Genomic DNA, 14,197 nt, shown 5'->3' with positions numbered 1-14,197 from the left:
CATGATTACAGCCTAGTTCAACCTAATCGACGATAAAGAGCCTGGTACGCCGCACATTCCTTGAGCAGACTTTGATGATTTCCTGAAGCAACGATTTTACCCTCAGCCATAAGGTGAATTTGGTCCATCTTGGCCATCGCCGTTAAACGATGGCTAATCATCAGCAGAGTTTTATCCTTTGCAAATTCAAGCAGTAAACTTAAGATCTCCCGCTCGGTGCGCTTATCTAAGCCCTCGGTTGGCTCATCTAACAGTAACAAAGGCGCATCACGCAGCAATGCCCTTGCCACGCCAATTCGGCGCTGCTCACCGCCCGATAACTGCCGGCCGCCCTCACCAATCCACATATCTAATGGCTTGTCGCCTTTGAGTAACTCACCTAAACCAACCTGCTGTAATACTTGGATAAAACGCTCGTCATTGGCGGTACGCTTTTGCCCTTCTGGCACAGGCAAGGCAATGGCAAGATTCTCCCGCAGCGTGCCCGCATACAGATAGATCCGCTGGCTCACGACTGTCATCGCCGATCTTAATGCGCCCTCGCTATAGTCACTCAATTGATGACCATCAAGGTAAATCTGACCGCTTTGCGACTGCCACTCTCGGGTAATTAAGGACAATAAACTGGATTTACCGCAGCCAGTGGAGCCCAATAGCGCCACCTTTTGGCCCGGCTTTATCTCGAGGGATAAGCCCTGAAGTACGGGCTGGCTTTCGCTATAACTAAATTGGATATCGCGGATCAGCAATCCACCAAAGGTCGCCTTAAGATCTGTATCTGTACTAAAACGAATATCGCTTTCCTGCTCGGTGATTTCGTGGATTCGTGTCGCCGCCAGCACGCAGCCCGACAAATGTTGGAAAGCGCCCGCGATTGGCATCATCATTTCGACGCAGGCCATAGTGGCAAACACCATCAAGGCGAACATCGGGCCAGGAGGCACAGCATCGCCCACGCCATTGGCGGCTAAAAATAGCATCATGATGAGTGCCGAGCCCGTCGCTAGGATCAGCATGGCTTGGCTTAAGGCGGTGATATTCGCCATCGCCCCTTGGCTAGCAAATAACGCCTGCTCGGCCTCATCGAGCTTGTGTCTGTATCTGGCGTTTGCACCAAATAAACTCAGCTCCGCTTGGCCTTGTAATATATCGAGTAACTGCACTCGATATTGGCGTTTAGTCTCCAGCATATTGCGGCTAGGCGCATGCCCGAGACGATAAAACAACAGTGGTAGCAGCAGCCAAATCACCACTAAAAACAAGCATAAACTTAAGGCTAGCTTGGCATCAAACCATGCAAGGAATAGATATAACAACGCCGTCATCAGCAAGGAAGCCGCCATCGGCGTCAACAATCGTAAATACAGATGGTCGAGCGTATCGATATCCGCCACGAGGCGGTTGAGCATATCCGCACGGCGCAAACCTTGCAGATTTTTAGCGCTGAGTGGGAAGAGTTTTCGCCAGGCCCAAACTCTGAGTTCAGTCAGTAATTTAAAGGTCGCCTCATGGGTAGCGAGACGCTCACCGTAACGACTGGCCGTTCGCGCGATAGAAAGGAAACGCACGCCACCTGCGGGGGTAAAAAAGTTAAAGGATTGGGAGCCGATAACCGTTAATCCCGCCACTGCCGTCGCCGATAAAAACCACCCCGACAGCGACAATAAACCAATCCCCGCCATGAGTGTGGTTAAGGTGAGCACAAGTCCAACGGCCATCATCAACCATTGGTGGGAGAACAACCGAATAAAGGGAAGGAGTATTTTCATTGTGTTGCTCCTCCTGTTGTCCCTAACGCGATATCGCTGTGGTTATGGGGCATGGGCGTTTCCAGCCCAATATCGGCTACTGATTCAGTATTTTCATGCAACATGGTTTGGAATAACCCCGCCTCAGTTGACAGCGTCGCAAAATCCCCCCGCTGGACTATCTCGCCTTTATCGAGCACTAGGATGGACGACATATGGTCCAGCTGATCGACTCTGTGGGTCACCATAATGCCCATCTTACCCGCCATCGCCGCTTTTAAGGTGCGGCTAACGAGTTGTTCGCTGACACTGTCTAAACTTGCCGTCGGTTCATCGAGAATAAAGACCTGCGCCGCCTGACCCAATGCCCGCGCCAGCGCAATACGTTGCGCCTGCCCGACCGATAAGGTCGATGACTGCTCGCCTATCGGCGTGGCTAAACCAAGGGGTTGGCTGCGGACAAACTCATGGATATTGGCCTGCTCTAGCAATTGCCAAACCTGCTCATCCGTCATTTCGGGATTGGCTAAGGCGACGTTTTCTCGCACTGTGCCATGGAATAACTGCGGCTCCTGTCCAAGCCATGCTAACTGCTGTCGCCAATGGGCAAGATCTAGGCTTGCAAGCTCAACCCCATCGATTAGCAGCTTGCCTTTATAGGGCAAAAATCCTAATAAGGCATTGAGTAAACTGGTTTTACCGGCGCCGCTTGGACCAACCAGAGCCAAATGTTCGCCCTGCTTCAACTCAAAACTGATGGGGCCGAGTAAACGGCTGCCATCGGTACTAAAGACTTCTAGATCTTTTACGCTAAGGTGAGTCAGCTTATCGAGTCGCGTCTGCTGCCCTATCTTTTCCTGCGAAAAATCTGGCTCAGGGTGTTCCAGCAGCGTCATCAATGCTTGGGCCGCGCCAATCGCCTGCGCTTTAGCGTGATAGTGAGTGCCCATATCCCTAAGGGGCTGATAAAACTCAGGCGCCAAAATTAAGATAAACAAGCCGACAAACAGGCTGAAAGGTAAACCTTCATTCGCATTAGGCCCAAGTTGAGCATGCGCGCCATAGTAGCCAAAATCGAGGTGACCTAAATAACTGAAACCAAAGTAAACCGCCAATACGGCAATCGATACCGCGGCAAAAAACTCTAGCACCGCCGAGCTTAAAAAGGCCATGCGCAGCACAGACATAGTACGGCTACGGAACTCCTCCGAGGCTTTTTCGATAACCTTAAGTTCAGCATCACCCCGATAGAAGAGTTTTAAGGTCGAAAGCCCTTTCAATCTATCCATAAAGTGGCCACTTAATCTGGCTAAGGCATTGAAGTTTTTACGGTTAGCATCGGCCGCGCCCATGCCGACAAGGATCATAAACAGCGGGATAAGTGGCGCGGTTAATAGCAAAATCAGCCCCGCCGCCCAGTTGATGGGAAACACTGCGATGAGGATCAATAAAGGGATCGCACCAGCAAGGGTCATTTGCGGTAAATAACGGGCATAAAAATCTTGTAAATCTTCCACTTGCTCTAAGACTATGCTCGCCCAACTGCCTGCTGGTTTACCTTTAATAAACGCGGGGCCAAGCCGAGTTAACTTATCCATTACCGCACCGCGGATCTGTTGGCGTAAGCGTTTGCCCGCTTCAAAACTGGCGCGCTCGCGGCCATAGGCGAGTATTGCTCGCAATAACATTAAGCCAATCAAGGCCATAAAATGCGGCAGATAATCACTCGCTCTGATAACAGTCTGAGCGCTATCGGCGCCTAATCCGAGCAATCCATTACCAATAATCACACCATCGAGGAGAGTAGCAATTAAATAAGCCTGCACGATCAATGCAATAGCACTTAATATTCCACACCAGACCGAAAGTTTAAGAAACCAGCCACAGGCCTTTTTTTGCGACTTGAGCCAAACAAGAAGGGACTTTTCTAACGACTTATCCATGGTGCTCCAACAAAACCAACACTGCAGTAAATTGTAGAAATCGATCTAACGCTTACCAATCAATGCCAAGGACTTGCAATAAGCGAAAAGGTTCGATAGGGACGCAGTATCGCAGGCATCCCCAACAGATGAAACCTTGGACGTATCTTTTGCTAAAAGATTCACGAAAATGCGATGATGATCAATAAATTCAGATTTAGCTCACACAGATAAATACTTCACGCCTATAAACACTTATCTAGAACCACGTATTCGCACTCTCACATATCATCAAACTTAAAAATCTTTGTTGATTACGGATAACCCTATTTAACGAGGATAAAGACTAAAATATTAGCTAACTGGTCATTAGCGAAATTGTTGGATAAGATAGGAATAATTTTCAAGGAGTTAGATAGCAATGACAAACAAACATTCCGGTTTCACGTTAATAGAACTTGTTGTTGTGATTATTATTTTGGGCATTTTGGCTGTAGTGGCTGCCCCCAAATTTGTTAATTTACAGTCTGATGCGTACAAAAGTCAGTTGTCGGGTGCATTGGCATCAATGAAGTCTGCGGTCACCTTATTCAAGGCAAAATCAGAAATCGCCAACACAGGTACGACTAATCGTGTGGTTTTTGATGGTATTCGGGGCGAGAATTACCAACCTTGGGCCGCAAGCAGTAGTGGCACAGCACCTAGTGCGGGCTACACAACACCACCTGAAATTTTTAATGCCGCTGGCTTAAGCGTGAATGATTGGTCCTACCGTATTTATACATCCAACGGCACCTATCAAGTCATTGCAACCCCAAAGCAAAAGTTAAATCTGGCGACCCCTACTCAAGCAGAGGTATCTGCAACCAATTGTTATATAGACTATAAATGGGAGACAACAGGTGTTCCGACCTATACTAAGGTTGACACAGGTTGCTAATGACTGAGGCTTGTTGACGTTTTGGGCGCAATCAAAACGTCAATAGTGCGCATGTAACCATATTTAGTGACCCTATTTCCGCGCTAAGGCTGAATACCACCGTATTTGACTAACACATGCCAAAGTAGCTTGAGTTCATGGGCTACTTGAGCACGATTACCTCGATCTCGCCAGTGTTGTGGTGAATGATATAAATCCCGCGCAGCAACCCCAATGGCATAAGCATCGACGCTGTCGTCAATCGCAATACGTTCGGCCAGAGATGGCATAGTGGGTCCACGGAAATCGCTAGGGATCTGTGCCATATGCAGGCTAAAACCATTATGGTATTGCAGCTCAATATCGTAACGGTCGCACAACTTAGTTAACGTTGCCCCGATTTCAGTCCCTTTAAAACTCGGATCGGCCACCAGCATGGCAATATCTTCATCGAGTGACACGTCACCGTGAATTTGCGCTTCGATATAATGATCAAGATTTGTCGACATCGGGCGTTCAAAGCGAGTAAGCAATGACGAATTAAGCTGATGCGCCAAATAATGGATCACATTTAGAGGCTTAAAGTCCGCTTTACCCAAGGCATAGTGGCGCTCAAAACTCTCGGTCAGCAGTGCCGCTAGCACATCATCAAAACAAGATAATGTCCCCTTTTCCTTAGGATTACGGTAAGAATCAAGGTAAGTAAAGGTCGAACGCGTGAGCAATTGTGAGTGGGTGAGCAGATAACAACTGCCAAAACGCGGGGCGGGGCCATCCTGCCACATGCCTAAATCTAAAGCGCCATACTTAGGGCGGGATTTGGTTCCTTTATACACATCGCCAAATAGCTGATTTTCCCAATGATCCCTTGGTCCTCCAAGCTCAGGTGATAACTGCCCATTGGAAATATGAGTCTCGAACTGACTACGGTATTGCCCGTCACGTAGAAGCCCTTCGGCGACTGTTAGACCTCGGCTGTCGATTCTGTCGGGATGGAAATGCAGTGCAACGCGGCCACACTGAAATAATTGCTTGAGTGCTAACTGCATCTCATGCATGGGAATATTCGACATCTGCTGCACGTTTTTAATCACAGCCACGGCCTGCTCACTTCGCCCACGTGCAAGGCGTTCAATATGCTGTATTGCTGTCATAATCCACCCGCCATGAGGCGTTAATATTCCTGAGCAGAACTATCTTAAGAATGCAATGGTGCAGAATTCAACCTGCAAACGGAAAAACATCCCGCGAATCTTTACATATCCCGTTTATGAATATGTCTGGCCAACACTTTGGCAACCTATTGAGGAATCTTGTTAATTTTACCCCAAGTTGAACTACTTATAAGCAATCAAATTAACATAAACGTGATCTTTCGCTAAATACTGAACAAGATACTGATAGGTCGATAAATTAGCCACTAATGAAATAGGATTTTTATGCCTTTATACAACAAAATGCTTTCAGTCGTAGCACTGAAGCCCCTGTTAATGTAAGCTGCACGCCCGCCGTTCAGGCTATACCAAAGCAACGATGCGATGTTGCCACAAGAGATCCATTAATGAGTTTTTCCGCCTTAGGTTTATCCGCACCACTCCAAAAAGCCGTATCCGAACAGGGCTATGACACGCCATCTCCCATCCAAGCGCAGGCAATTCCAGCTGTACTAACGGGCAAAGACGTCATGGCGGCGGCCCAAACGGGGACAGGAAAAACCGCAGGTTTTACGCTGCCATTACTGGAATTACTCGCTAAAGGCCAAAAAGCCAAGTCAGGACAAACTCGCGCCTTAGTCTTAACTCCTACGAGGGAACTGGCGGCACAAGTTGGCGAAAGTGTTGAAACCTATGGTAAATATCTACCACTGCGTTCAGCTGTGGTCTTTGGTGGCGTGCCTATCAACCCGCAAATCAATAAATTACGTCATGGTGTTGATGTGTTAGTTGCCACACCAGGGCGACTATTAGATCTTGTGCAACAAAATGCGGTGAAGTTTAATCAACTTGAGATCTTAGTGCTCGACGAAGCGGATCGTATGTTGGATATGGGCTTTATCCGTGATATCAAAAAAATCCTTGCACTCTTACCCGCTAAGCGACAAAACCTGATGTTTTCAGCCACCTTCTCCGATGAGATCCGTGAGCTTGCAAAAGGGTTAGTCAATCATCCGGTTGAGATTTCTGTCACGCCGCGCAATGCCGCAGCAACGACGGTTAAACAATGGATTTGCCCCGTTGATAAAACGCAAAAATCAGCCCTGCTGATCCAACTCATCAAACAGGAAAACTGGCAGCAAGTGTTAGTGTTTTCGCGTACTAAACATGGCGCAAACCGACTCGCGAAGAGCCTTATCCAAGCCGACATTAGCGCTGCCGCGATCCACGGTAATAAAAGCCAAGGTGCGCGCACTAAAGCCCTCGCCGACTTTAAGAGCGGTGAAGTTCGCGTATTGGTTGCGACCGATATTGCCGCCCGCGGTTTAGATATCGATCAGTTACCGCAAGTTGTTAACTTTGATTTACCTAACGTGCCTGAAGATTATGTGCATCGCATTGGCCGTACCGGCCGTGCTGGCGCCACAGGCCAAGCCGTTTCATTAGTCAGCAGCGAAGAAATTAAACTGCTTAAAGATATTGAGCGATTAATTAACCGCGTGCTCGAGCGCCAAGAAGTTGCAGGTTTTGGCCCAGTGCATGCGCTGCCCGAAACAACGCTCACTCCCCAAGGCAAAAATCATAAAGTAAAAGCCGTGGCAAGCCAGCGTAAACACCGCAGTGCAGGAAAACCTGCCCCACGATCTGGTTCTGGCCGTGATGTGTCTCAAACATCAAGCGTTCGAGATGGCAGCCACGATAAGCACAGCACGCCATCACGCAACAGCAATGAACATCATAATACCGAGGCAGCAGTTGCACGCTCGCCAAAACCAAAGAGTAAGCATCCTCAGCGCGATGGCGGCACAACTAACAGTGCAACGGCGGGGAACAATGCAAAAGCGAAACCGCATTCAGGTGCACAGCAACGTAGCCATGCAGAACGAAGCGACAAATCAAACAATGATGGACGCCGCCAAGAGCAGCCCAAAGGCCGCAATCCACAGAGTGCAAAACCGGCTTCGAATGAGCCGAAACAGAACTCACATCGCGCAGATAACCGCCCGAATCGTGTTAAGCCTTAATCGCGTTAACTAATAATCGCCGTTAAGCTTCAGCCAGTTATCCCAAAATGCACAATAAAAATGCCCAGAGCCTAAGCGCTGGGCATTTTTATTTTACTAAACAAATTGATAGCGATAGTGCTAAATCCCTAGACTGTGCGCACCTTAAATTGCAGCATCGCTTCACGTAATGAATTTGCCTGTTGGGAGAGTGACTCACTAGCTTTAGCCGTTTCAAAAGCGCTGCTAAGCACCGACTCACCTGAATCCCGTATGGTATTGAGCCGTTCACTGATATCCTCAGCCGTGACAGCTTGTTCCTCACTCGCGGTAGCCACTTGCGCATTAGCCTGCGATAACTGGGTTAAGGCATCCGAAATCTCAAACAAGTTTTGTTTGATTTGATTGACTAATAGAGAGGAGTCTTTGATTTGTAATTCATTTTTACCAAATGAATCCACAGCTGATTTCGCATCAAGCACTAAAGTTTGAATAAGTTCACTGATTTCCTGTGTAGCCGTTTGGCTACGAGTTGCCAATGCACGAACCTCATCGGCAACCACGGCAAACCCTCGACCTTGCTCACCCGCTCTTGCCGCCTCAATAGAGGCATTTAAAGCTAACAAATTGGTCTGGCCTGCAATCGCATCAACTACAGACACAAAATTTAAAATTTTACCCGTACTGGCCTGTAACTGTTGGATCAGTTGACTGGATTGCTGAGCGCTAGCCACTAATTGCTGAGCAATTTTCTCACTCGCGTCAACAACGGCACAACTTTCTTTCACTCGGCTTTCCGCTTGTCCAGAGGAGTAGGATGCACTCTCGGCGCTGCTAGCAACTTCAGTAATTGTCGCCGCCATTTGGGTCATGGAGGTGGCAACTTGATCTGTATCTTCCTGCTGGCTAAGTATCGCTTTACGGTTATTTTCAGCTACAGCATTAAGCTCTGTAACCATAGATGCGATTTCTTCACTGCGACCAATCACTTGCCCAACGGTTTTACTGAGGGTTAGGGCCATTTGATTCATACTAATAGTCAGCTCGCCCAGTTCATCTTTCGATTCTACTGTTAATTCTCGGCTAAAGTTTCCCGACTCCATCATGGATGCAGCATTCCGCAGGCGCATAATCGAACGCACTATGTACTGACTAAAGGCGATTCCGATAACTAAACCTAAAATCAAAGCGATAGAAGAAATAACTATTAAGCCGTAAATGGCGTCTTGCTCTTCGTTCTCGGTAACAGTGTCTGCTGTTTGTGTCATTTGCTCTAAACGCAACGCAAACTGGCTTAGCTGGGTATTAAATTCACCTTGGGTTTGTTCAAGTTCATTCACCTGTTGCACCAATGCCGCAAGATTAGTGCGTTGCTGGATTGCGGCGACCACGGTGGCAAGCTTTAGATCGTAATCTCGATAAACTCGAATAATATTGGTAATTTCTTGGGTTAACTGTTGTGTTTTATCTCGTAACTCTGAAGATTGGGGATATGCTAGCGCCTCATTGAGCATGGTTTGGGTGGACATCAACTCATTATTAATCCGCTCTTTATGTTGAATCACTTCACCAATAAAGCCGTCAATTAATCGCTCCTGCGCTGAAACGGGTATCTCTGAGGCTCTGAAAGCCTTCTCAAGGCTAATCGAACTCTCAAGCTGCAAGATAGTAACTTCATTCGATAATTTCACTAATGGTATGTTTTCTAATGCAATTGTGTGAATTTCATCGGCAACCCGCTTCATTTTAAGCAAGCTAAATCCTGCTAATAACAGAATCAGTAGCAGCATAATGCCGATTAAACTGCCCATTTTATATCTGATCTGCAAATCTCTTAAGAAGCCAAGCATAAGGATGCTACTCCAACTGCCAATGTCTTATTTGTCTTTATTTAGCATAGTCGGAGTTTTTCGCTTTGCAGTGACGAGCAAGCATGACTAAACAAAAATAGTGGCAATCTGCAAACTTAACGTTTGAGTCTACGACTTAAGCATAAGGAGAAATTTGAGACTGAATCTTGGTTAAGCTAAACCGCCATAATAAGAGAGTGGGAAAATAAGCGTTGGGATGCCATAAACGCCTGTGAAAACTTGCATTCGACGGGAAGATATCCGAAGATCCCAACGCCTTTTTATTGCGTTAAGCCCTAGATGACACACTCAACCTCGACCGACACGCTATTGCCCGATAGCCATAGCCAAATCCGCGCGCAATTTCCCACCCTCTCGCAAATGTTGGGCGATTATCCCCTTTGTTATCTTGATACTGCGGCCACCAGTCAAAAGCCGCAGTGTGTGTTAGAGGCAATGGCACAGTATTACCAATACGACAATGCCAATGTGCACCGTGCGGCGCACCAGTTGTCGGCGCGCGCCACTTCTAGCTACGAGAAGGTGCGCGATCAATTGCAGGTATTTATCAATGCCAAACGCCGTGAAGAAATCATTTTCACCCACGGCACTACTGAGTCCATCAACTTAGTCGCGTTTGGCTTAACGCCACAACTTAAATCTGGCGATCTGATTTTGATCGACAGCGCCGCCCACCACGCCAACATTGTTCCGTGGCAAGAATTGGCCAAACGCACGGGCGCTATCATTAAACCGATTCCGCTGACTCAAGATTGCCGACTTGATCTAAATGCCTACCAAGCCTTGCTGGAACTGAAACCCAAGGTTGTCGCCCTGTGCCATGTATCCAACGCCTTAGGTACGGTAAATCCGATGGTGGAGTTAGTTCGCCAAGCAAAAGCCCAAGGGGCACTCACCTTAGTCGATGGCGCGCAGGCCGTGGCACATTTAAGCGTTGATATGGCCGCCATCAATTGTGATTTTTATGTGTTTTCCGGCCACAAGATGTACGGCCCGACGGGCATTGGCGTGCTTTATGGCCGTTTCGAGATACTCGATACCCTTACACCGCTGCTTACGGGCGGCGAAATGATCAAACGCGTTAGTTTTGATGGCACCGAATTTGGCAGCTTGCCTAATCGCTTAGAGGCTGGCACACCGCCGATCAGTGCAGTGATTGGCCTTGGCGCCGCTCTCCGCTTTTTGCAACAACACCTCACGCCAGAGGTTAAAGCCCATGAAGCTGAACTGCTTCAGTATTTGCAAAACCAACTACGCGCCCTTGGCGATGTGCATCTGTATGGCGCGCATCGCGATAATATTGGCACAGTCGCTTTTAACCTTGCCGATGAACATCATCAGGATGTGGGCATTTTATTAGATCAACAAGGCGTTGCAGTTCGCTGCGGCCATCACTGCGCCATGCCCTTAATGCAAACCCTTAACCTTAAAGGTTGTTGCCGCGCATCGATTGGTATCTACACCAATAAAACCGATATCGACCGCTTTATTGCCGCCTTGGCCTCAGTTAAAGAATTGCTACTCTAAGGTTTATCCTTAAAGCCATCAGCAAAACAGATAAAAAGAGGATAGTTCCCCATGACATTGCCAATCATGCCTCCAGCAACCGATTTTGCTTATCAGGTTGAGGATGCAGCGACATTACTAGCACGGTTTGAGCAGGCGCCAAACTGGCAGGAAAGATATCGCCAAATCATGTTACTAGGTAAAACCTTACCCACTTTAGCGGATGCGTTTCACCTTGAGTCTGCTCAAGTGAAGGGCTGCGAGAGTGATGCCTGGCTGTACCATATTGAACAAGACGGTAAGCATTATTTTCTGGCCGATAGTGATACGCGCATCGTGAAGGGGTTAATCGGTTTACTGTTGAGTGCCTGTCACGGCAAACAAAGCGACGAGATACTCGCCTTCGACCCTTCCGCCTATTTCAAACAATTAGGGCTAGAGGGCCAATTAAGTCCCTCGCGTACCAACGGCTTACATGCCTTAGCTAAGGCAATGATTGATGCGGCAAAACCCTAAATCAATCTGCGGGTTAAATAGATAAAAGAGGGATTTAATCAAAGACTTCTATGCTTTAACAGGGTATAAAGAAGTACAAATGAGCTTAATCTAAAGGAGAGTGCACGTCCATGAAGGCTATCAATCACCGTCGCCGAACTCTGCTCAAAGGCCTCAGTGCAGTTACTGGATTGAGCGCCGCCAGTGCATTAAGCCCTTTTGCCAGTTTCTCTAGTCTTGCCGCGCCGCTTCCGCCACGTGCACGGCGCTTATATATCGATGGTTTATCCTTTTTGCCCGATGATTTAGCCGATGTTCGCGCCTCAGGCCTCGATGCCTTTCTGTGTGATATATCCGCCATTGAAACCATTGAACAAGCAGACGGCACCTTAAACTACAAGCGAACCTACAAAGCCTGCATGGACAGCATCCAGCAAGCAGCAAAACGGGTGAGCGAGCATCCCGATATCCTCTTACAAGGCTTAACAGGACGCGATATCCAGCTTGCGAGGGAGAGCAATCGTACGGCAGTTTTCTTTCAAATCCAAGGTGCGGACTGTGTTGAAGATGATAGTGATGCCACCCAATGGGCCCGTGTCGATGAGTTTCATCGCCAAGGCCTACGCGCACTGCAACTCACTCACCATTATGGCAATACCTTTGCGGGCGGAGCGCTAGATAACGATGCCAATGGCGGACTCAATAAACCGCTGACGAATCATGGGCGAGCGCTTATCGCAAAACTCAACCAAGCCAATATATTAATCGATGTGAGCCACTCAAGCGCCCAGACCGCGTTAGATGTGGCTAAACTGAGCCGCGCGCCAATCGTTCAAAGCCATGGCGCGACGCGCGGGATCGTTAAACATGCCCGTTGTAGCCCAGATGAAGTGATCCGTGCTATTGCTAATTCAGGTGGTGTTTTTGGTGTCTTTATGATGAGCTTTTGGCTCACCAATAAGGCCGTCCCAACGATCAATGACTATATTCGTCAGTTAGAATATGTTGCACGTATAGGTGGAGTTGATTGTGTGGCCATCGCCAACGATTTTCCGCTCAGAGGCCAAGAAAATCTGTTAGCCCTGAATAACGATAATGCCCAAGGCATTAAGGAATATCAGGATTGGTGGTACAGCCTAAGGGCCAAAAAAGTATTAGGCTTTGATGCCGAGCCAAGGCATGTAGTCATTCCTGAGTTAAACCATATCGAACGCATGAGTCGGATTGATGATGCCCTAGCCAAGGCCCGATTTAAATCGACCGACCGCGACCGCTTTATGGGCGGCAACTGGCAACGAGTGTTAAATCAAGTATTAATCTAAATCCATCACCGCATAACTGGTACTTAGATAACAGCTCCAAGACAGCTTACTCTAGGATGATGGGAAACCTAACAGGATAACCATGCTAACCACACTTGCCATCTCTAACTACCGCACCTTAAGGGAAGTCGTCTTACCCCTGGGCCGACTTAATGTCGTCACTGGCGCTAACGGTAGTGGCAAATCTAATTTATACAAAGCATTACGTCTATTAGCGCAAACGGCGCAGGGTGGCGTAGTCAATGCTTTAGCACAAGAGGGCGGCTTAGATTCCTGTTTTTGGGCTGGACCTGAGAATCTGACCAAGGGCATGTTAGCAGGTGATACCCCCATCGAAGCGACCGTAAGGCAAGCGCCAAAACGCCTAAAGCTAGGCTTTGCGGGCGAAGATTTTAGTTATCTGATTGAACTTGGCCTGCCCAAACCCGACTCGACGACCCTCTTTGGCTTAGATCCCCAAATCAAACGAGAGGCGATTTGGAATGGTGCAAAATACCGTCCAGCAAGCGTCTTAGTCGAGCGCCGCGGCCCTATGGTGAAAAGTCGCAGCCAAGATGGCCAAGGCTGGATTACCCTAAGCGCACACCTGCAAACCGGTGACAGTATGTTTACCGAACTTGCTGATCCAGAACGCAGCCCTGAAGTGTTAACGCTAAGGGATAGCATTCGTGCTTGGCGTTTTTATGATCATTTTAGAACCGATGCCGAGGCTCCGGCCCGCCGCCCTCAACTTGGCACAGCAACGCCCGTGCTACACCATGATGGCCGGGATCTTCCCTCTGCTATACAAACTATTTTTGAAATTGGCGATAAGAGCGCTTTTGACCATGCGGTGAGCGATGCCTTTCCGGGAGCGAAGGTTCGTATCACGCCTCAAGCGGGCGGGATCCTACAACTTGAATTTCATCAGCAAGGTTTATTAAGACCACTGCATGCGAGCGAGTTATCCGATGGCACACTGAGATATTTACTGTTAATTGCCGCCCTGTTGACTCCAAGACCACCGGAACTCATGGTGTTAAACGAACCCGAAACAAGCCTGCATCCTGATTTATTACCCGCATTAGCGAGACTTATCGCTAAGGCGTCCGAGGTATGTCAATTATGGGTAGTGTCACACGCTAATCGATTAATCAATGCCTTAAGTCAGTTTGAGGAATGTAATACTTTGGCTCTGGATAAAACCCTAGGGCAAACTCAAATCTTAGGTCAGGATTTGCTCAATACACCCAGTTGGCAATGGCAAAACAGCTAGAC

The 14,197-nt window shown here is 48.0% G+C and carries 10 protein-coding genes; 6 read left to right on the top strand and 4 right to left on the bottom strand.

Translation table 11 applies throughout. The annotated features are described in order from the left end of the window. Positions 1-17: 17 nt before the first annotated feature. Positions 18-1,769 carry a heme ABC transporter ATP-binding protein/permease CydC gene (gene cydC / locus KXJ80_RS06920; protein ID WP_259474642.1) on the bottom strand — a complete coding sequence of 584 codons (1,752 nt, stop codon included), beginning with the start codon at positions 1,767-1,769 and terminating at the stop codon, positions 18-20. Next, entirely contained in the window at positions 1,766-3,691 is a 1,926-nt protein-coding gene (cydD, locus tag KXJ80_RS06915) for a heme ABC transporter permease/ATP-binding protein CydD (protein ID WP_218738032.1), read from the bottom strand. Before cydD ends, cydC begins: the two co-directional genes overlap by 4 nt. 400 nt (positions 3,692-4,091) lie before the next feature. Here cydD and KXJ80_RS06910 point away from each other — a divergent pair, with 400 nt between their 5' ends. Further along, on the top strand, positions 4,092-4,610 hold the full coding sequence (locus tag KXJ80_RS06910; RefSeq protein ID WP_055647743.1) for a type II secretion system protein: 519 nt from the start codon (positions 4,092-4,094) through the stop codon (positions 4,608-4,610). Positions 4,611-4,693: 83 nt separating this feature from the next. Here the strand turns inward: KXJ80_RS06910 and KXJ80_RS06905 are convergent, their stop codons facing one another. Beyond that, on the bottom strand, positions 4,694-5,743 hold the full coding sequence (locus KXJ80_RS06905) for a DUF3626 domain-containing protein (RefSeq protein WP_218738031.1): 1,050 nt from the start codon (positions 5,741-5,743) through the stop codon (positions 4,694-4,696). A 407-nt stretch (positions 5,744-6,150) separates the two neighbouring features. Between KXJ80_RS06905 and KXJ80_RS06900 the strand changes: the two genes are divergently transcribed. Then, a complete protein-coding gene (locus tag KXJ80_RS06900) occupies positions 6,151-7,767 on the top strand; it encodes a DEAD/DEAH box helicase (protein WP_099457538.1) in 1,617 nt (538 codons plus the stop codon). Between the two features lie 128 nt (positions 7,768-7,895). On the opposite strand, the gene KXJ80_RS06895 is transcribed toward KXJ80_RS06900, so the two are convergent. Then, a complete protein-coding gene (locus KXJ80_RS06895) occupies positions 7,896-9,596 on the bottom strand; it encodes a methyl-accepting chemotaxis protein (RefSeq protein WP_218738030.1) in 1,701 nt (566 codons plus the stop codon). Positions 9,597-9,896: 300 nt separating this feature from the next. Here KXJ80_RS06895 and KXJ80_RS06890 point away from each other — a divergent pair, with 300 nt between their 5' ends. The 4 genes from KXJ80_RS06890 (at position 9,897) to KXJ80_RS06875 (ending at position 14,195) form a co-directional block, all read left to right on the top strand. Next, positions 9,897-11,144 (top strand): aminotransferase class V-fold PLP-dependent enzyme, encoded by a 1,248-nt coding sequence (locus tag KXJ80_RS06890; protein WP_218738029.1) that lies wholly within the window; start codon positions 9,897-9,899, stop codon positions 11,142-11,144. 51 nt (positions 11,145-11,195) lie between these two features. Continuing rightward, positions 11,196-11,639, top strand: a complete 444-nt coding sequence (locus KXJ80_RS06885) for a SufE family protein (protein ID WP_099457535.1) — start codon at positions 11,196-11,198, stop codon at positions 11,637-11,639. Between the two features lie 110 nt (positions 11,640-11,749). After that, positions 11,750-12,940, top strand: coding sequence for a membrane dipeptidase (locus tag KXJ80_RS06880; RefSeq protein WP_218738028.1), 1,191 nt, complete (start codon positions 11,750-11,752; stop codon positions 12,938-12,940). An 82-nt stretch (positions 12,941-13,022) separates the two neighbouring features. Beyond that, entirely contained in the window at positions 13,023-14,195 is a 1,173-nt protein-coding gene (locus KXJ80_RS06875) for an AAA family ATPase (protein ID WP_047533314.1), read from the top strand. The last annotated feature ends 2 nt before the right edge of the window (positions 14,196-14,197 follow it).

Origin of the sequence: Shewanella xiamenensis, from assembly GCF_024971755.1 — a bacterium.
In the GTDB taxonomy this organism is placed as follows: Bacteria; Pseudomonadota; Gammaproteobacteria; order Enterobacterales; family Shewanellaceae; genus Shewanella; species Shewanella xiamenensis.
The sequence above is the reverse complement of the archived record's forward strand: the minus strand, read 5'-3'. Positions and strand labels throughout refer to the sequence as shown.